Source organism: Cupriavidus taiwanensis, assembly GCF_900250115.1.
GTDB lineage: Bacteria > Pseudomonadota > Gammaproteobacteria > Burkholderiales > Burkholderiaceae > Cupriavidus > Cupriavidus taiwanensis_B.
This window is the reverse complement of the sequence record NZ_LT984803.1, coordinates 18518-37550: the sequence shown is the minus strand read 5'-3', so window position 1 is coordinate 37550 and position 19033 is coordinate 18518. Positions and strand designations below refer to the sequence as shown.

The window sequence follows — 19033 nt, the reverse complement described above, 5'->3', positions numbered from 1 at the left end:
ATGGAACTCGATTTTTCTCCTGTCTTCGCCGGGTGGCCTGACATCCTCCACGGCGCCGTCATCACCGTGCAGGTGACGGCGTGCGCGCTGGTGCTGGGCTGCGTGATGGGCCTGCTGGTCGGCATCGGCCGGCTGGACCCCAGGCGCCGCGTCATCTACAGCATCTGCACCGCCTATGTGACCTTCATCCGCGGCACGCCGCTGCTGGTGCAGCTGTTCCTGCTGTTCTTCGGCCTGCCGCAGTTCAACATCCTGCTGCCGGCATTCGTGTGCGGCGTGATCGGGCTGGGCATCTATTCCGGCGCCTATGTCTCGGAAATCGTGCGTGGCGCGATCCAGTCGGTCGACAAGGGCCAGATGGAAGCCGCGCGCTCGATCGGCATGTCGTCAGGGCAGGCCATGCGCGCGATCATCCTGCCGCAGGCGATCGTGCGCATGATCCCGCCGCTGGGCAACGAGTTCATTGCCTTGATCAAGAACTCGGCGCTGGTGTCGCTGCTGACCATCGCCGACCTGATGCACGAAGGCCAGAAGATCATCAGCGTGTCGTACCGCTCGCTTGAGGTCTACCTGGCGATCGCGCTGGTGTATCTGATCCTGACGAGCGCGGCCGGGCTGATCCTGCGCCGCGCCGAACAACGGCTGCGCATGGGAGGCATGGTGCAATGAGCGATTCCGCAATCATCCGGATCCGCAACCTGGGCAAATCGTTCGGCAGCCACACGGTGCTGCGCGGCATCGACTTCGACGTGGAGCCGTCGCAGGTGGTGGTGGTGATCGGGCCCAGCGGCTCGGGCAAGAGCACCTTCCTGCGCTGCTGCAACGGCCTGGAGCAGCCCGAGGCGGGCACCATCGACATCGTCGGCAAGCGCCTGGTGAGCGACGGCCAGCTGATCGACGAGCAGGGGCTGAACCAGCTGCGCACCGAGGTGGGCATGGTGTTCCAGTCATTCAACCTGTTCCCGCACCTGTCAGTGCTGCACAACGTCACGGTCGGGCCGCGCATGCTGCGCGGCATCTCGCGCGATGACGCCGAGCGCAAGGCAATGAGCCTGCTCGAGAAAGTCGGCCTGGCGCACAAGGCCCATGCCATGCCGGCCAGCCTGTCCGGCGGCCAGAAGCAGCGCGTGGCGATTGCGCGCGCGCTGGCCATGGAGCCGCGCGTGATGCTGTTCGACGAGCCGACCTCGGCGCTGGACCCCGAGCTGGTGGGCGAAGTGCTGCAGGTGATGAAGGTGCTGGCCGCCGAAGGCATGACCATGGTCGTGGTCACCCATGAAATGGGCTTTGCCCGCGAGGTGGCCGACGTGGTGGTCGTCATGGATGGCGGCGGCATCATCGAGGCCGGCCCGCCGTCGGTGATCTTCTCGGCGCCGACGCAGGAACGCACGCGCGGCTTCCTGCAGGCCGTGCTGACGCGGGCGTGAGGATGGCAGTGGCACAGAACCCCTGGCAAGGCCGTGTCGACCACGGCGAGCAAGGCGACACCACGCGGCTGTTCCGCATCGTGCAGGCGCTGGATAGCGCGGAAACCGCACCGCTGGACCACGCGCCGGTGTTGCTCGGCTTCCGCTGCGATGCCGGCGTGCTGCGCAACCAGGGCCGCCCCGGCGCGGCCCAGGGCCCCGACGCCATCCGCCAGGCGCTGGCCAACGTGCCGGCGCACGGCCTGCCGGTGCTGTATGACGCCGGCAATGTCGACTGCGACGACGGCGAGCTCGAATCGGCGCAGCAGGCGCTGGCAGGGGCCGTGCACGCGGTGCTGGCGCGCGGCGGCGTTCCGCTGGTGCTGGGCGGCGGCCATGAGGTGGCATGGGGCACGTGGCAGGGCCTGCGTGCGCACCTCGATGCGCAGCATGATGGCGGGCGCGTGCTGATCGTCAATATCGACGCCCACTTCGACCTGCGCACCAGCCGGCCCGCCAGTTCCGGCACGCCCTTCGACCAGATCGCCCACGCCTGTGCCGAACGCGGCCAGCCGTTCGACTATGTCTGCCTGGGTGTCAGCCGCCTCAGCAATACGCCGGCGCTGTTCAGTCGCGCCGAGGCGCTGGGCGTCTGCTATGTCGAAGACGTCGACATGCAGGAACGCGACCTCGCCGCGCGCCTGGCCGAGCTGTCGGCCCGCATCGATGCCGCCGACCATGTGTACCTGACCATCGACCTCGACGCGCTGCCGGGCGCGGTGATGCCCGGCGTGTCGGCGCCCGCCGCCTACGGCGTGCCGTTGCCGGTGGTTGAGGAAGTGGCCCGGCTGGTCCGCCGCAGCGGCAAGCTGCGCGTCGCCGACCTCGCCGAGTACAACCCCCAGTACGATCGCGACCAGCTGGGCGCGCGCGTGGCGGCCCGGCTGGCCTGGCGCCTGTTGCGCTGACAGTCAGGCCGCATACCCTTGCGGCAGTTGGCAGCCGCCGCGCGCGGCGATAGTATTGCCCTTCGCTAGATTTAGCGATTCTGATCAGAATTGATAAAACCAGGCGAGGGCGGTCCTGCGCCGGCGCGGCCGCGTCCGCGCGCGGGGGCCACCTTGCCGCGTTACGGGCGGAAGGGTCTGCGTGATCGAACACATCGTTATCGTCGGTTTTGGCTGCGTCGGCCAGGCCGTGCTGCCGTTGCTGGAGCGAGCCTGGCCGCGGGCGGCGATCACCGTGGTCGACCGCGTGCTGGACCACGCCCGCCAGGCGCTGATCACCAGGCACCGGCTGCACGCCATCCACGCCGCTATCACCGCGGCCAATTTCGAAGCCACGCTGGCGCCGCTGTTGGGTCCCGGCGCCTTCCTGCTGAACCTGGCCCCGTCCGTCTGCAGCCGCGACCTGATCGCGCTGGCGCAGGCGCATGGCGCGTTCTATGTCGATGCCGGCATCGAACCGTGGAACTATGAAGCCGATGCGCAGGCCTCGCACCTGAGCAACTACGCGCTGCGCCACGAGATGCTGGCCTTCGCCCGCGGCCGCGAGACCCAGCCGACCGCGCTGGTGGCGCATGGCGCCAATCCCGGACTGGTTTCGGTGCTGGTCAAGGCCGCGCTGATGGCACTGGCCGGCAAGGCGGGAATGCATCCGCCGGAGCCCCGGGACCGCGCCGGGTGGGCCGCGCTGGCACGCGCGCTGGATATACGCGTCGTGCAGGTGGCCGAATACGACAGCCAGCAGGCCCCCGGCTATCCGCGCGACGGCGAGTTCGCCAATACGTGGTCCGCCGAAGGCTTTATCACCGAATGCCTGCAGGATGCCGAACTCGGCTGGGGCAGCCATGAGCCGGCGCTGCCGCCCGACGGCTATCGCCACGGCTACGGCAGCGGCGCGGCGATCGCACTGGAACGGCCAGGCCACCGCACGCGCGTGCGCTCGTGGTCGCCGGTGCATGGCCCCTTCGACGCCTACCTGATCACCCACAACGAATCGATCTCGATCGCCGAGTACCTGACCGACACCCGCGCCGGCCAGCCGCTGTATCGCCCCACCGTTTACTACGCCTACCGCCCCACCGCCGCCACGCAGGCCTCGATGCAATGGCTCGACGACCGCGCCGCCCCGCGCGTGCGCGGCGAACGCATCCTGCGCGACGAGATCCGGTGCGGCGAAGATGAACTCGGCGTGCTGCTGATGAGCGGCCGGCACGGCGCGGTCTGGCATGGCTCGCGCCTGTCGGTGCAACGCGCGCGCGCGCTGGCGCCGTACAACACCGCCACCAGCCTGCAGGTGGCATCGAGCCTGGCCGCCGGCATGCAGTGGATGCTGGCCAATCCGTCGCGCGGCGTGGTGGAATCCGAGGCGCTGGACTTCGGCCCCGTGCTGGCCGATGCCGCCCACTGGTGGGCGCCGCTCAGCGTGGCATTCACCGACTGGCTGCCGCGGCCCGGCGCCACCTCGCTCGCCTTCACCGACTTCCTGCTGGACGGCGCCAAGGTCCGGCCCGATGCCGCTCTCCTGCCCCTTGCCTGCTGATGCAACGCATCCCGCAAATCCCGCGCCGCAACTGGCCGCGCGAACTCGAGAAGGTAGGCTTCCACTTCCATTCGCTGGACGAGTTCAACGTCCCGCGCGAAGTCGATGACCACACCTTCTTCTACTGGCGCGAAGACGCCGCCTACTCGTTCAGCAAGCAGGAGGTGGAAACGCTCTATGCCGCCGCGTACGACCTGAACCAGCGCTGCCTGGAAGCCGTGCAGCACGTGATCGACCACGACCTGTTCGCGCGCCTGGCCATCGGCCAGGACTTCGCGCAACTGATCCGCACCTCGTGGGACCGCGACGAGCCCACGCTGTTCGGCCGCTTCGACATGACGCTGGACCCGCACGGCGTGCCGAAGCTATACGAGTTCAACGCCGACACCCCGACCTCGCTGATCGAATCCGCGGTGGCGCAGTGGTACTGGAAAGACGCCGTGCAACCGCAGGCCGACCAGTTCAACAGCCTGCACGACGCACTGGTGGCGCGCTGGCAGTGGCTGCGCAACCACTACCGCAACGCCAGCCTGCTGCACCTGGCGTGCATGTTCGACAGCCAGGAAGACATCTGCAACACCGAGTACCTGATGGACACCGCGCTGCAGGCCGGCTGGCCGGTCAAGCTGGTCGACCTGCAGGAGATCGGCACCGACGGCCGCGGCAACTTCTACGATGCCGACAACGTGCCGATGGAAGTCGTGTTCAAGCTCTACCCGTGGGAATGGATGGCCACCTCCGACTACCGCGACCAGCTCGCGCACAGCCCCGTGCGCTGGGTCGAGCCGCCATGGAAGGCATTGCTGTCCAACAAGGCCATCCTGCCGATCCTGTGGGAGCTGTTCCCGGGACACCCGAACCTGATCGAAGCCAGCTTCGATCCAGGCCACTTCGCCGGCAAGCCACACGCGAAGAAACCCTTCCTGTCGCGCGAAGGCGAAAGCGTGACGCTGGTCACCCCGGAAGGCGACCGCGTTCACAACCCCGGCGAGTATGGCGAGGAAGGCTTCATCTACCAGGCCTACGAACCGGCGCGGCGCTTTGACGGCCGCTACACCACGCTCGGCGTCTGGATCGTCGACGACGTGCCCAGCGGCCTGTGCGTGCGCGAAGAATCCGGGCCCATCGCCAAGAACACCAGCTTCTTCGTCCCCCACTACTTCACCAACGCGTAGCCATGGCCAACAAGAAGAAGGGCACCAAGCGCTCCAAGTACGGCAGCCCGTATCAGCCCGGCAGGGGCGGCTCCGACGGCCCGTCGCCGCGCATCGCCGCCTGGCAGGCCCAACACAAGAAGCAGGGCGGCTCGCCCGCGCTGTGGATCGTCGGCGCGTGCGCCGTGGTCGCCGGCGTGGCCGTGCTCGGCTCCTGCAGCGACGACGCCGACGACGATCCCGGCGTCACCGTGCGCCGCGCCAGCTACGCCACGCTGGAAGACTGCGAGGCCGACTGGAACACGCCCAACGACTGCGAGAGCGTGCCGCTCGATGACCCCAGCACCATCTACAGCTCGAGCCTCAACACCCCCGCCAGCGAAGCCGCCGGCGTGGGTCCCACGCACAGCAGCAGCGCGTACTACGCGCGCTGGTACGGCCCGTACTACACCGCCAGCGGCACCGTCTACCACCCCAACGGCACCCAGACCCAGCGCGACATGTCGTCCGGCCCGCTGCGCCCCATGCACGCCTACGACCGCAACGGCACGCCCACGCAATCCTTCACCAACGCCACCCCGCACGCAGCCATGGTGGAAGAAGCCACGGTACGCCGCAGTTCGCTCGGCGGCGGACGCTCCATGGGCCTGACCATGCGCTCCGCAGCCGTGTCGCGCGCACCGGTGGTATCGCGCGGCGGCTTCACCAGCCGCTTCGGCAGCTCCGGTCGCTCCGGCGGCGGCTGACTGCAGCCTGCCGTTTGCCCTGTCTTCGTCACCTCCCTGAACCCTGACAACGAGCACATCCAATGGTCAACACCATGCACCCGGCGCTTGCCTACCTGATCTACATCGTCACCGGCCTTGGCCTGCTGGTGCTGTTCCTGCTTGTCTATGCGCGGGTGACGCCGCATCGGGAATTCCAGCTGATCCGCGAGGGTAACGTCGCCGCGGCGCTGTCGCTGGGCGGGGCGGTGCTGGGGTTCTCGCTGACGCTGTCGTCGAGCATTCAGCATAACGCGACGTTTGCGATGTTCTTGCTGTGGGCGTTCGGGGCGTTCGCGGTGCAGGTGCTGGCTTACCTGGTGGCGGCGCGGGCGCTGGGGGGTGTCAGCGAGGCGATTTCGAGTGATAACCGGGGAGTGGGGGCGGTGATGGGGGTGATTTCGCTGGCGGTGGGGGTGGTGAATGCGGCTTGTTTGACGTGAGGCTGCAGTCTGGTACCGGCAACGCGACGGGTGGCGCCGACAGCCCGGCCTGGTGTCTTACCAGGACACCCCCGCAGGGCCGTTACGGCGCTTACTTCGCCGGCGCCTTGACCGCGTCGCCGGTGTAGCTCAGCGAAGCAAGTTCGGCCTGCGCTTTTTCCGGCGTTTCCAATTCCAGCACGACGCGGCCCACCATCAGCCCCATCGACGGTGAGCTGCGCACGTACTTCGTCTCGCCAGCATCCAGCACGAAGCTCAGCGTCTTCTCGGTTTCGGTCGCAGCGGAGGCTACATACTTGCCGGCAGGGCGGTCCACAAAGAAAAAGCCGCCGGACTTGGACTCGCCCACTACCTGATTATTAAGACGCAGATCCGGCTGGATCGCGGCGCCGAACATCGACGCCGAGCGCAGGAAGTAGACCCGACCCTCGTTCGGCTTCAGCGTCGGTATCGACGCTGCCATGTCGGCGTGTTTCACACCCGAAGCACATCCAGCCAGCAGCGACGATACCGCCAGTCCGGCGATCAGCATGCGCGTAACCCGTTTCATTCGATTTCTCCCAAGTCCAAAGGTACAGCAGTGGAAAGCGGGGAATAGTTCTGCTCCCCGGGCAAATAGAAGCCCACCAGGGTCTTGTCGCGGATGACCAGGTAGGCCTCGTGGACCTGACGGCCCTCGATCGTGAAAATGGTGCCGATGGGCCGGTAAATGTCGCCCTAGGGAACACGACCAATCCTCGACCAGACAGACCTCTCGGGCAGCGTGCGGGAATAGCCCGTGTCCAGGTGGACGGTTGTAGCGATCAGGATCTGGATGCGTCGGGCGGCTACGTTTGGTTGGGTGACCTCGATCGTCGATGGGACCGTCGCAATCATGGGGGCGCAGGCGGAAAGCGCCACGCAATAGCCAGCAGCAAGTCCATAGCGCCGAATGTGGTGCGGGAATGGCGATTTCACTCAGGTACCCGTTTGAATCGATATTTTGAAAAGTGCTTGGCCGTGCCAGTGGGAATTCCGCCAAGCTGCAGGCTCATGTGAATCTGCATCGAATCTTCGGAAACCAGATTTCCTTGGTCATCTAGGTAGAGCATTGCCATCGAATCCGTGGTATTCGGTCCGAATTCTGATCTGCCACCTTTGCTAGCTCCGCCCCATATGATCTTTCCATGGGAACCAGTGCATACGAATCTGCCTTTTTCTTCAAACAAGAGGGCGCGGGATGCGCGTTTCCCATTCTCATAGATCACGCTGACCTGGAATGACCGCTCTGCAATCCTCGTCACTTTTCCGTATTTTGGATACGAGGTACGGCTTCGATCCGATCTTTCTGCGCTCATAAATGTCATCGCCTCTGCGCTACTAGCAAATGGAAAGACATAATCAATGCGCATAGTCTTGGCCCATCCTTGAGCCGTGGCGTCCCCATCCAAGAGTTCGCCTCTGCCCTCATATCGGCCACTCAGGTCGGGGCAAGCAACGCTAGCGTAGTCGGCCGGATCAATATTGTTACCGCCGGCGCCTGGGTAGTTCGGCGGCGAATGAAGGCATCCCGAACAGGCCAGGGCCATCATCGCAACTATTGTCCATCCTTTCACTTTCGTTCCTTCGATTGCTGGGGCTGGTTGCGGAGAACGGACCAATCGATCCGGATCAGAATTGGATCGAAACTGCCGTCGCGGTCGCGCGGGATGTCTACCCGCAGGGGGCCGTCGGCGGTCAGAAGGGTCTTGGCGTTCTTGCCATTGCGCTGGTTGTCCGTGCCGGCCGGGCGCTCGGCGCCAGCCGCGTAGCCCAGGTGATGGCCGAGCTCAGCGCCCAGGGCGCGTTCGATCAGGGCGAACGCCATCGAAGCGTCCTGAACCGCCTCGGCAGTCATCGGGCCCTTGACGAAATGGTCTGGGATGGTCGGCAGCTCACGGTCGGCGGCCTGGCTCGTCTTGGTTCTGCGTGGCATACATGCTCCTTGGCGACATGTCATGGCCTAAACACAAAATTTCTGACAGACCCGAGCACCAGACGACATCGGCAACGCCGAATTGCGGATTCCAGGCCAGAACTTCATTTACCCGTGTTTCCGATTGACTTGGCTTGTGATGGCTTCACATCAGCCACCTTGTAATACAGCTTCAACTTCGCACCTTGCGACGACGGGATCCGTCCCACGTAGGCTGACCGTACAAAGGCGGCGCTTCCGCTTCGGTTGCTTTCCATTAAGCACACGTATCGTCGCCCGTGCTGGCTCAGCACAGCGTAGGCAGCCAGCATCGGTTGCTCGACTCTCGCGGGTCGGTGCTTTCCAAGAGCGACCGCACGTCTGATATACCCGCGGCGCGCTCCGACGAAGATGAAGTCGTTGCTACCGCGCTTGCTGCTAGCGTAGCCAACCGGGAGCTTGTTGTTTGCCCCACCGGGGATGAACAACTGATAACCGGGTACAGTAACGTCGTCTATAAGATCCGCATTTCCCTCAATCTGGGTGACTGAGACCGATGCGTCCGACGGGCTGTCGAAGAGCAGGCAACTGTCGATAATGGCCGCCGGCAGTTGCTCGGCGTGAGCGGTAACGGAAAGCGCAAGCAGCGAAGCTACGAGAACGGTTCGCGTCATTTGTACTCCTTCGCGCGTGTAACGGTCATCCAGTCTTGGCCATATCGCCAAAAGATCGTCCCTCCCACAGCCGCCGTAGACTCATAGACCCAAGAATAGCGCCCAACCTCCTCCCTTACCGTCTTGAATTCTCCATTGACCCTCTTTCGGACGGTTCTATACAGAATCTTCGTCCTCTCTGACCCGCTGATTCCGTAGATGTTGTGCGCCGGATCTGTGAAGTGGATGCCAGACCTTACCTTCGCATGATGCTTGTAATTGGACCTGATGTCCGCCCCATCCCAAAAGTACGCCCCGTTCGAATGGTCCACGCCTCCTGCAAGGGCATTCCTTGCTGCCCTCACCGCATCTGACATGGGCGCGCTCCGTTCGACGTCGCTTTCAGCGGCCTTCATCAACCTGGCGTAGCGTGCGTTACCGTCTGTTCGTACAAAGGAGAAGTGCTTATCCTTCGATGTGAAGGCATCAATAGATGAATAGCCGCGTGCCTTCATCTGACGAACCATAACGCTTGCCAGCGCCGCCATCTCTTCGTATTGATCCAGCGTTGAGGATTCGCCATAGGCGATGGCAGCCAGCAAGCGCTCTTCCGAAGTGAGCTTGGTGGAATCCGTCATGCTCGTCCTTCAGTCGGCTTGTCCAGCCATAGGACGATGTGCTCCTCGACATCGCCGCGCACGGCTGCAGACGTCTCGCGAAGTTCGGCATTCCGCGTAACCGGTTGATCCTTAATGTACAGGTCATATCGGTAGCCATACTCCGGCTTGTCTGTATCGGCATCAACAAGCTCGTAGTATTGCTCAATGACCCGCATGTCGCTGGCCACTTCATCGTCGCCATAGCCCAGTCCTTTTGAGCATAGCGACAATGTGTGAGGACCGGCCGTTTGCACTTCGATACTAAAGTCGGATTGCGAAGGAATGACCACCGGTCGTGCAACGCACCTGCAATAGACGCGGGCACCACTTACCAGGATCTGCTTCCCCTGTATGTCGAACGAAGGATGGCAATCGTTCATGACGGGCCCACCTGCCTTGCAAGCGGGACAGGTTGCGTAGTCGCCTTCGACACCCACCGTTACGTCATGATGAAACATGCTCTGGCCAGTAGCGATAAGTGTCCCGTTCGAACTGGTCTTATCCCCATTTCGAAGTGCGTAACGAATGTCAGGCATGGTGGCTTCAGATTGAACGATCTGATACCGAGGTTTAACCAACCTCGGTTCGGGCCTCCATAGGGCTAACCTTAAAGTTGTTCCTCTTCGTGAGGGACCAGCATGCGGGAAAATCGCGGAACAAGCTTTGGTAGGCGGCGGCGGCGACTTTGTCCAGCCATGCCGGATGTCGGCGTCAGGCACGTGCCCGCAGCTTTGCGAAGGATCGCGGCAGTCGGCTGAAGCGCGCCGTTACACGCAAAGAGGTGCTTGCGGCCGCGACGGGCGAGTTATCGTTGGCTCTGCCCCCACTTGCCGCCGCTGGAAAGCGCTGCCGACGGCTACCCACTGCTGCTCGACGCCGTTGAACACTGCGGCTTCAACAACCTGGGGCGCGACACCCGCGCCGAACTATCGAAGCGCCTCGGAGCGCCGGACGCTGCCCTGGTCCTCGACAACGCCCCCGCGCGCCGGAATCGATGGCCGAGATCCAAGGCTCGCTTGGAGCGCCCCCCATGCCAGCCCGCAACGCTGCGCCACCGCACCTGCTTGCGGCGGCCCGCGAACACGGATATGGCGCGCTTTTCCGCGCTTTCGACGCGCGCCGGCCGTGGCGCGCGCTCGCCCTCGGCGCGGACTGCCCGCGCCTGTACAGCCGTCCGGTACCACTGGGTGTACACAGCGCCATCGTCGTCGGGCCCGACGGCCAGACCGTGCCCGACGGCAACGCCGAGCATCACGTCAGCCCAAAAGGTCATGTCCGGGTGCGGTTCCACTGGCAGCGCGGCGAGCGCGCCGACGACCGCAGCAGCCGCTGGATCCGCGTGGCGCAGCGCCAGGCCGGCGCCGGCAAGGGCTGGCAGTGGCTGCCGCGCATCGGCCAGGAGGTGCTGGTCAAGTTCACCGACGACGATATCGACCAGCCCTTTGTGCTGGCTGCGGTGTACCACGGACATGGCGAGGCCGGCATCGCGCCGACGCCAGGCGGCCGGACAATCGCCGCAACGACGTTCCCGCAACCCTATGATGCCCACGGCCTGTATGCGCAAGGCAGCGACAACCGCGCCAGCGCACACGCCAACCTGGCGGCGGGCAACAGTCCGCCATGGCACGGCATGAGCCCGGACGCGCAAGGACACCGCAACGCGGCGGCGCTGACCGGCTTCAAAAGCCAGGAGCACGGTGGCACAGGCCACAACCAGCTGGTGCTGGACGACAGCGACAACCAGTTGCGCGCGCAGCTTGCCACCACGCAAGCCGCGACCCAGCTCAATCTCGGCCACCTGGTGCACCAGCAGGACAACCGCCGCGGCAGCTTCCGCGGCCAGGGGTTCGAACTGCGTCCCGATGGCTACGCGGCCGTGCGCGCTCGTGCCGGACTGCTGCTGACCACCTACCGCGATGCCGTCACCGGCCCTGCACTACCCACCGGAGACAACGCTGCCGGCGTCGCGCTGCTGCGGCAGGCCAGCGATCTCACCCGCACGCTGGGCGAGGCCGCGGCCGTGCACCAGGTTCCACCGCCGAGCGTCGCCGACGACGACCAAGCAGCGCTGCCCAAACAGGTCAAGGCAGCCGCCGGCATGGTCGACGGCCAGGACTTCCATGCCGCGCTTGCGGATGCCGCCGCTGGCAACACCGCCACCACAGCCGGCAAGGTCCCATACCAGGCCGGACCCATGGTCCACCTGAGCGGCCGCGCGGGGATTGCCGTAGTGGCGGGCCAGGACCTGCAGCTGGCCAACGGCGAGAGCGTGGCGCTGCTCAGCGGGCAGGACCACAGCATCGCCGTGGCAGGCCAGGCGCGCGTGCATGCAGGTCAGGCGACCGGCATCGCGGCCGGGCTGTCCGCCGCCGGCGAAGGCAACCTCGGGCTACAAGTGACCGCCGGGCAGGAAGACATCGATCTCCAGGCCCAGCACGACGTGCTGAAGCTTGCGGCCCGCGAAGACCTGGTCATCGTTTCCGCCAACATGAACGTCGATTTTGCGTCGGCGAAACGTATTCGCCTGGCCACGGCTGGCGGTGCCTCAATCACTCTGGAGGGCGACAACATCAACGTCGAATGCCCGGGGCCGATCACCTACAAGGCCGCGCAGCGCAAGTTCGAGGGGCCGGTGGATACGCCCTATCCGTTGCCGGTATTTCCGCAGAAGGCGTGCCTTGAATGCCTGCTGAAAGCAGCTGCCGCTGGCTCTCCTGTCGCCAGCGTGTAGGGCCGGATATCGCTTTCGAAGCTGCGCCGCGGGTGTCGGTACGCCGTTCTATAAGGAAATCGGCGATTTGGGCATAGGCATTCAGGCAGTCGCAGGTGCGGCCGCCGGGTGGGGTGGGGAGGCTCGGATTAACTGGGCCCTCCTACAAATGCACAACCACTTGCACGCTCACTTCCATGGTCAAAATCTCGCCCAGCGAACAGCAGACCGCGACTGCGTCCGCCAGATGAGTGCTGACCTCAACGCCCCGGAGATCCAGATTCCATACCTAGGCGGCAGCACGGCCATCGAACGCGAGCGAAACGGCAAATACCGCGCCAAGGGGAGCTCGACCGCAACCTGCGCGCAGGCGTTGGCCCGCTCTCTTCGTTGATGGCCGTGGCGCGCACCAACTGGCGCGAGGTCAATACGAAGGGCCGCCGCCGTGTGCTGAACGAGCGCAAGGCAGTGCTCGCCAAAGCACTGGGCGACCTGCCTAAAGGCCGAAGGCCGATCATCAAACGCATCCGCCTGCACGTATTTGGCTTCTCGCGCGGTGCCACATAAGCGCGTGGATTCTGCAATTGGCTGCGCGATGCCTGTGATGCCAACGGCGAGAAGCTCAGCCTGTGCGGCATCCCGGTGCAGATCGATTTCCTGGGACTGTTCGATACCGTGGCCTCCGCCGGCATCGCGCAGAGCATGATGGAAACGATGGTCTCCGGTCATGGCGCCTGGGCGCAAAAGCGCTGGCTGCGCATTCCCGGGCCGGACCTGGTCAAGCGCTGCGTGCATCTGGTATCCAGCCACGAAGTGCGTGGCTCATTTCCGCTGGATATGGGAAATATAATCTGGTAGCACGGTGTCCTCCTCCATTTGTTCATGACGTCGGCCGCATGACGTAGTGGTCTGGGTCCGTAGTCTGTTGCGCATCGTCAATACCGCCCAATATCTGTTTTGTTGGAGGGCATAAATTCGTACTATGGCAACCCCGGATGCATGAATATGCCGTTCGATAATCTGCCAATCAATTATCTGAAGAACCTCGCAGCGAAACGAAGCGCACGCTGGATCCGCCTTGCCCTGGCGCTGGTTGGCGCCATCCTGCTTGGCGACGCCGTCGCACTGATGCGCATGGGGTTATTCAACTTCGGCATTGTGTTGCCCGGGTCTATTGGTATCGCCTTCCTGTTGCTCGCCCTGTGTTGGGATGGCGTGGCACGATGGCGGAAGGCCGATCCCCGGCGACAGCTGCTTTGGCGCGCGGGATGGATTGCGTTTGCCGCATGGCTGGCCACTGTCGCGATGTTCTTTTATGGCATCCGCAGCGGCATGGGCGTCTCCGTGCCGGCTGGGACATCGGTGAAGGCGATCGTCATTCTCGGGTCAGGCACGCCTAACTGCGAGGCGTCGCCGACGTTGATTGCGCGGCTGGATCAGGGGTTGATGCAGGCGCAGCGATGGCCGGAGGCCAAGGTGGTTGTGAGCGGCGGACAGGACTTCGGGCTGCGGTGTGTCGAGGCGGACATCATGGCCGACTACCTTGTAGCGCGTGGGGTAGCGGCGGACAGGGTGATTCGCGAAGGGCGAAGTACGAGTACCGAGGAGAACCTGGTGTTCAGCCGCCGCCTGCTGGAGGGGCAGGGCGTTGATGCGGGTAAGGCAATTGTGGTGGTGACCAGCGATTTCCACGTGCGGCGAGCCGTGGGAATTGCGGGGAAGGCCGGGTTCAGCCAGACATTCGGCGTGGGAGCCGGAACGCCCTTGTACCTTCGCTTCAATGCCTGGTTGCGCGAGTACTTTGCGGCGATCAGCAGTTGGGTCCTGCGGGAATATTGAGGCATCGACTTGACCAGCTCGATGGCGACCGACGTGCCCGTTGGCGCGCTCAATCCGCTGGCCCCAGTGCCTTCAAGAAATCCACGAACGCCCGCAACGGCGCCGGCAGATGCCTTCGCCCCGGATAGTAAAGAAACGGCCCTGAGAACTTCTGCCACCAAGGCTCAAGAACCGGCTCCAGCGCCCCGCTGTCGAGATACGGCCGCAGCTTGCCCTCGAAGATGTGGATGACCCCAACGCCAGCCAGTGCCGTACTGATCGCCAGGTCGATCGACGCGGCGGGCCGGATCAGCAACCGGTGCGGCGGATCCAGCCGCAACTCCTCCCCATCCCGCTCGAACACCCACGGCGGCGTGGCCCCGCTGGCGAACTGCCCGCGCAAGCAGACGTGGGAGAGCAAATCGCGCGGGTGCTCCGGCCTGCCGTGCCGGTCGAGATAGCCAGGCGTTGCCGCCGTCGCGAAGCATTGCACGCGCGGCCCGATCGGGATGGCGACCATGTCCTGCTCGAGCCGCTCTTCGTAGCGAATGCCGGCGTCGCAGCCGATGGCCAGCACGTCGACGAATCCATCCTCGACCACGAGCTCTACACGGATGTCGGGGTAGGCCTCCAGGAACGGCGGGAGGATGGCTGGCAACACCGTCCACGCGGCACTCGATGGCACGTTCAGCTTTAGCGTGCCGGAGGGCTTGTCGCGGAAGGCGTTCAGGACGTCCAGCGCGGACTCCATCTCGCTGAACAGGGGCGTGAGCCGCTCGAGCAGGCGCAGCCCCGCTTCGGTCGGGGCGACGCTGCGCGTGGTGCGGTTGAGCAGGCGCAGGCCCAGCTTCGACTCCAGGCGGCGCACGGCGATGCTGAGGCTTGACGCCGACACGCCGCTGATCCGCGCCGCATCCCGAAAGCCCCCGGCGCGGGCCACTGACACGAACGCGGCCAGATCGTTGAATTCCATCTCAGTGTTCAAATTTTGAAACAGCCCATTCAATCTAGGCCGGATTATCAAACACTGCAACGCTGACCATACTGGCGCCACCTCAGCCAAACCGAATCAAGGAGAGCGCCATGTCCCCCACGCACCAACCTCGCCGCCCCGCCACCACCTTCACGCTTGCCGGCCGCACCGTAAACCGCATGGGCTACGGCGCCATGCAGCTCGCCGGGCCCGGCGTATTCGGTCCGCCGAAGGATCGTGACGCCGCCATCGCCGTGCTGCGCGAAGCCGTCGCGTCCGGCGTCAACCACATCGATACAAGTGATTTCTACGGCCCGCACATCACCAACCAGCTCATCCGCGAAGCTCTCCATCCTTACCCGGATGACCTGGTGATCGTCACCAAGGTAGGCGCCCGCCGCGGCGCAGACGCCTCGTGGCTGCCGGCGCTTGAGCCGGAGGCCATCCGGCAGGCGGTCCATGACAATCTGCGCAACCTGGGCGTGGAGGTGCTGGATGTCGTCAACCTGCGGCTCATGGGGGATGTCCATGCGCCGATGGAAGGATCGATCGAAAGGGAAGTCACCGCGCTGGCCGAGCTGCAAAGGCAGGGGCTGGTTCGCCACATCGGACTGAGCAACGTGACATCGGCACAGGTGGCGCAGGCGCGGAAGATTGCGCCGGTTGCCTGCGTGCAGAACCAGTACAACCTGGTGCAGCGCGGGGATGATGCGCTGGTCGATGAACTGGCGGAGCAGGGGATTGCGTTCGTGCCGTTCTTTCCGCTTGGCGGGTTCACGCCGATTCAGTCGGCGGCGTTGTCAAAGGTAGCGGAAGGGATCGGGGCGACGGCGATGCAGGTGGCGCTGGCCTGGTTGCTGCACCGGGCGCCGAATGTGCTGCTGATTCCGGGGACTTCGTCGGTGGGGCATTTGAGGGAGAACCTGAAGGCGGCGGAGATTGTGTTGACGGATGCCGTGCTTGCGGAGCTGGATGCGATTGGCGGAGCCATGCGCGGGCATGCGGTTGCGTGAGTCCCTTGCAACGATCAGCGGCTGGACCTTGAGAGCGTATTGAGGCTTCAGCTTGCGGCACTTCACATGAAAGAACCAGAACGGTGCGAGACCAGTCGGCTCGCGCCGTTTTGCTTTCAGGCTCGCGTTGCGCGGGGGCTGCTGTGCGCACCAAAAATTTGACGGCGATCAAATCGCACCCGCCCTGACGCTGGGCCTGGCACTAGACGCAAGGCGTTTGGCACGTAAAGCAAAGTTCCACCCTGCCGCGAACAGTAATTTTCATCCAACGCCAGACGCGTTGATTTACCCCACTGATACGGCAGGAGACAAAGCGTGAACCAAACCAGCATTTCCCATCGCCCGGCAGGGCACGACATCGCGTGTTCGACATGCCCGACGCATCCGACAAGTGCGGCATGCCCGGCATCCATCATTTCCCGCACGGAGGCCTGACGATGCGCGTAGAACAACTGACCGCCAGCATTGGCGCTGAACTGGTCGACGTGGACCTGAACGATGCCATCCACGATGACGGCCTGTTCGCCGAGATCCGCGCCGCGCTGCTGCAGCACAAGGTGCTGTTCCTGCGTGACCAGGACATTTCCCGCGCCGAGCACGTCGCGTTTGCCGAGCGCTTCGGCCAGCTGGAAGATCACCCGGTCGCCGGCAGCCATCCGCAATATCCTGGCCTGGTGCAGATCTACAAGCGCCCGGACCAGCCGATGGATCGCTACGAGAACGCCTGGCATACCGATGCGACCTGGCGTGAAGCGCCGCCTATGGGTTGCGTGCTGCGCTGCCTGGAAGGCCCGGAAGTCGGGGCCGACACCATGTGGGCGAACATGGTGCTCGCCTACGAGAACCTGCCCGCGCACGTGAAGACCCAGATCGCCGGCCTGCGTGCCCGCCACAGCATCGAGGCAAGCTTTGGCGCCGCCATGCCGATCGAACGGCGCCTGGCGCTGAAGGAGCAGTACCCCGACCCGGAACACCCGGTGGTGCGCATCCACCCCGAGACCGGTGAAAAGGTCCTGTTCGTCAACGCCTTCACCACGCACTTCACCAACTTCCACACCCCGGCACACGTGCGTTACGGCCAGGACTACAACCCGGGCGGCGCCGACCTGCTGCGTTACCTGGTGTCGCAGGCGTTCATCCCCGAGTACCAGGTCCGCTGGCGCTGGAAGCCCAACAGCATGGCCATCTGGGACAACCGCAGCACCCAGCACTACGCGGTGATGGACTACGCGCCCTGCCATCGCAAGATGGAGCGCGCCGGCATCATCGGCGACAAGCCCTTTGGCATCGGCGAGCGCGACCTCAGCGCCCGCACCCCCGAAACCGCACTGGCCTGAAGCACTTATCCGCAGGAGACAAAGATGGATTTCATCGACGGTTCGCTGTTCCCCGAGAACCAGCAGAAGCTGGTCATTACCGCCGCGCCTTACGGTCCGGAATGGATGCCTGCCGACTTTCCGGAAGACATTCCGGTGACGATGGAGGCACAGATCCAGAAGGCCGTGGACTGCTACAACGCCGGCGCCACCGTGCTGCACGTGCATGTGCGTGAAGCCGATGGCAAGGGCTCCAAGCGCTTGTCCAAGTTCAACGAACTGCTGGCCGGCATCCGCGCCCGCGTGCCGGACATGATCCTGCAGGTGGGCGGCTCGATCTCGTTTGCGCCCGAGAACGAAGGCGACGTCGCCAGGTGGCTGTCGGACGATACCCGCCACATGCTGGCGGAGCTGAAGCCGACGCCGGACCAGGTGACGATCGCCATCAACACCAACCAGATGAACGTGGTCGAGCAGATGTGCGCGGCCGACGTGGCCGGCACCTCGCTGGCCGAGCCGGCGAACTACCGCGCCTATCGGGAGATGACCATTCCCGCCGGGCCGGAATGGGTGGAAGAACACATCCGCCGCCTCAGCAGCAATGGCATCCAGACCCACTTCCAGCTTGCCACCATCGCCCAGCTGGAAACGGTGGAGCGCATGATGCGCAAGGGCACCTGTAATGTGCCGCTGATCCTGACCTGGGTGGCCATTGGCGGCGGCTTTGAAGCGCCCAACCTCTACAACCTGGCGAACTTTGTGCGTGCCTGCCCCAACGGCTCGGTGCTGACGCTGGAAACCTCCATGCTCAACGTGCTGCCGCTGAACATGATGGCCATCGCCATGGGCCTGCATGTGCGTTGCGGCATCGAGGACAACATCTGGACCCAGCGCCGCGACCGCAAGATGGGCACCGTGGAGCAGATCGAGCAGCTCGTGCGCATGTCGCGCGAGTTCGGCCGCGACGTGGCCAACGGGAAGGAAGCGCGCGAGATCTACAAGATCGGCAGGTTCTATGACAGCGCGGATGAAACGCTGGCGGAGAATGGGTTCGCGGCGAACCGCAAGCCGGGGCAGGTCGGGTTCACGCGGCATGCTGGCTGCCGGTAGTCGTCCGTCGCCGCTCACGAGCTGCAGAAGGAAAGTCACCGCGCTGGCCGAGCTGCAAAGGCAGGGCTGGTCCGCCACATCGGACTGAGCAACGTGACATCAGCGCAGGTGGCGCAGGCGCAGAAGATTGCGCCGGTTGCCTGCGTGCAGAACCAGTACAACCTGGTGCAGCGTGGCGATGATGCGCTGGTGGATGAACTGGCGGAGCAAGGGATTGCGTTCGTACCGCTCTTTCCGCTTGGCGGCTTCCCGCCGATTCAGTCGGCGGGAATGTCAAAGGTGGCGGAAGCGATCGGGACGACGGCGATGCGGATGGATCAAACAAATATCCATCCTCCGTCACGAAAGCCGAAATGCAATCCAACCGTGGCCAAGCGCGAGGCCGAGTGCGAATACCGTCGCGCCACCGATGTAAGACGCGGCCAAACGCCTGCGAAACGTATGCCGCCTGATCCACGCGATGACTAGCATGACCAATCCCAGGAGCAGCAGCAACGCCGCCACCAGCAGGGCAGTAGCCAGATACACAACGGGCGC

General features: G+C 64.5%; 19 protein-coding genes and 3 pseudogenes. 15 read left to right on the top strand and 7 right to left on the bottom strand.

The genetic code is table 11. From position 1 onward, the window contains the following. The 7 genes from CBM2586_RS00175 (at window position 1) to CBM2586_RS00145 (ending at window position 6311) form a co-directional block, all read left to right on the top strand. A complete protein-coding gene (locus CBM2586_RS00175; protein ID WP_115663403.1) occupies window positions 1–669 on the top strand; it encodes an amino acid ABC transporter permease in 669 nt (222 codons plus the stop codon). Continuing rightward, window positions 666–1427 (top strand): amino acid ABC transporter ATP-binding protein, encoded by a 762-nt coding sequence (locus CBM2586_RS00170; protein WP_115663404.1) that lies wholly within the window; start codon window positions 666–668, stop codon window positions 1425–1427. Before CBM2586_RS00175 ends, CBM2586_RS00170 begins: the two co-directional genes overlap by 4 nt. A 2-nt stretch (window positions 1428–1429) precedes the next feature. Then, window positions 1430–2374, top strand: a complete 945-nt coding sequence (hutG, locus tag CBM2586_RS00165) for a formimidoylglutamase (protein WP_115686572.1) — start codon at window positions 1430–1432, stop codon at window positions 2372–2374. A gap of 181 nt (window positions 2375–2555) precedes the next feature. After that, window positions 2556–3950 carry a saccharopine dehydrogenase NADP-binding domain-containing protein gene (locus CBM2586_RS00160; RefSeq protein ID WP_115686571.1) on the top strand — a complete coding sequence of 465 codons (1395 nt, stop codon included), beginning with the start codon at window positions 2556–2558 and terminating at the stop codon, window positions 3948–3950. Further along, window positions 3950–5125, top strand: coding sequence for a glutathionylspermidine synthase family protein (locus CBM2586_RS00155; RefSeq protein WP_115686570.1), 1176 nt, complete (start codon window positions 3950–3952; stop codon window positions 5123–5125). The genes CBM2586_RS00160 and CBM2586_RS00155 overlap by 1 nt, the downstream gene beginning before the upstream one ends. 2 nt (window positions 5126–5127) lie before the next feature. Continuing rightward, the gene (locus tag CBM2586_RS00150; RefSeq protein ID WP_115686569.1) at window positions 5128–5850 is read left to right on the top strand and encodes a hypothetical protein; all 723 of its coding nucleotides are present in this window, start codon (window positions 5128–5130) and stop codon (window positions 5848–5850) included. A 62-nt stretch (window positions 5851–5912) separates the two neighbouring features. Continuing rightward, window positions 5913–6311, top strand: coding sequence for a DUF350 domain-containing protein (locus tag CBM2586_RS00145; protein WP_115663409.1), 399 nt, complete (start codon window positions 5913–5915; stop codon window positions 6309–6311). Between the two features lie 91 nt (window positions 6312–6402). Here the strand turns inward: CBM2586_RS00145 and CBM2586_RS00140 are convergent, their stop codons facing one another. The 6 genes and pseudogenes from CBM2586_RS00140 to CBM2586_RS00115 all read right to left on the bottom strand — a co-directional run bounded on the left by CBM2586_RS00140 (window position 6403) and on the right by CBM2586_RS00115 (window position 10092). After that, window positions 6403–6861 carry a DUF2846 domain-containing protein gene (locus CBM2586_RS00140; protein WP_115663410.1) on the bottom strand — a complete coding sequence of 153 codons (459 nt, stop codon included), beginning with the start codon at window positions 6859–6861 and terminating at the stop codon, window positions 6403–6405. A gap of 403 nt (window positions 6862–7264) precedes the next feature. Further along, complete coding sequence (locus tag CBM2586_RS00135) at window positions 7265–7882, bottom strand: hypothetical protein (RefSeq protein ID WP_115686568.1); 618 nt, start codon at window positions 7880–7882, stop codon at window positions 7265–7267. A 77-nt stretch (window positions 7883–7959) separates the two neighbouring features. Next, window positions 7960–8265: pseudogene (locus tag CBM2586_RS00130) on the bottom strand (transposase); the annotation flags it as partial. Window positions 8266–8369: 104 nt separating this feature from the next. Next, on the bottom strand, window positions 8370–8918 hold the full coding sequence (locus tag CBM2586_RS00125) for a hypothetical protein (RefSeq protein WP_115686567.1): 549 nt from the start codon (window positions 8916–8918) through the stop codon (window positions 8370–8372). Further along, a complete protein-coding gene (locus tag CBM2586_RS00120) occupies window positions 8915–9535 on the bottom strand; it encodes a hypothetical protein (protein ID WP_115686566.1) in 621 nt (206 codons plus the stop codon). The genes CBM2586_RS00125 and CBM2586_RS00120 overlap by 4 nt, the downstream gene beginning before the upstream one ends. Next, window positions 9532–10092: a PAAR domain-containing protein gene (locus tag CBM2586_RS00115; protein ID WP_115686565.1), complete on the bottom strand. Its 561-nt coding sequence runs from the start codon at window positions 10090–10092 to the stop codon at window positions 9532–9534. Before CBM2586_RS00115 ends, CBM2586_RS00120 begins: the two co-directional genes overlap by 4 nt. A 282-nt stretch (window positions 10093–10374) precedes the next feature. Between CBM2586_RS00115 and CBM2586_RS00110 the strand changes: the two are divergent. The 4 genes and pseudogenes from CBM2586_RS00110 to CBM2586_RS00100 form a co-directional block, all read left to right on the top strand. Beyond that, window positions 10375–12287 (top strand): annotated as a pseudogene (locus CBM2586_RS00110) (DUF2345 domain-containing protein); the annotation flags it as partial. Window positions 12288–12665: 378 nt separating this feature from the next. After that, window positions 12666–12833 carry a hypothetical protein gene (locus tag CBM2586_RS32620; protein WP_373424184.1) on the top strand — a complete coding sequence of 56 codons (168 nt, stop codon included), beginning with the start codon at window positions 12666–12668 and terminating at the stop codon, window positions 12831–12833. 75 nt (window positions 12834–12908) lie between these two features. Continuing rightward, window positions 12909–13124: a phospholipase effector Tle1 domain-containing protein gene (locus CBM2586_RS32615; protein WP_240988538.1), complete on the top strand. Its 216-nt coding sequence runs from the start codon at window positions 12909–12911 to the stop codon at window positions 13122–13124. A 147-nt stretch (window positions 13125–13271) separates the two neighbouring features. Beyond that, on the top strand, window positions 13272–14105 hold the full coding sequence (locus CBM2586_RS00100) for a YdcF family protein (protein WP_115688580.1): 834 nt from the start codon (window positions 13272–13274) through the stop codon (window positions 14103–14105). Window positions 14106–14154: 49 nt separating this feature from the next. Here CBM2586_RS00100 and CBM2586_RS00095 read toward each other — a convergent pair whose 3' ends face one another. Continuing rightward, window positions 14155–15057, bottom strand: coding sequence for a LysR family transcriptional regulator (locus CBM2586_RS00095; RefSeq protein ID WP_115686564.1), 903 nt, complete (start codon window positions 15055–15057; stop codon window positions 14155–14157). Between the two features lie 110 nt (window positions 15058–15167). On the opposite strand from CBM2586_RS00095, the gene CBM2586_RS00090 reads away from it, so the two are divergent. The 4 genes and pseudogenes from CBM2586_RS00090 to CBM2586_RS00075 all read left to right on the top strand — a co-directional run. Further along, window positions 15168–16070, top strand: coding sequence for an aldo/keto reductase family oxidoreductase (locus CBM2586_RS00090; protein WP_115686563.1), 903 nt, complete (start codon window positions 15168–15170; stop codon window positions 16068–16070). A 437-nt stretch (window positions 16071–16507) separates the two neighbouring features. Then, window positions 16508–17407 carry a TauD/TfdA dioxygenase family protein gene (locus CBM2586_RS00085; RefSeq protein WP_115688578.1) on the top strand — a complete coding sequence of 300 codons (900 nt, stop codon included), beginning with the start codon at window positions 16508–16510 and terminating at the stop codon, window positions 17405–17407. Between the two features lie 24 nt (window positions 17408–17431). Next, window positions 17432–18496, top strand: coding sequence for a 3-keto-5-aminohexanoate cleavage protein (locus tag CBM2586_RS00080; protein ID WP_115686562.1), 1065 nt, complete (start codon window positions 17432–17434; stop codon window positions 18494–18496). Window positions 18497–18515: 19 nt separating this feature from the next. After that, a pseudogene (locus CBM2586_RS00075) lies at window positions 18516–18811 on the top strand (aldo/keto reductase); the annotation flags it as partial. Window positions 18812–19033 lie beyond the last annotated feature (222 nt).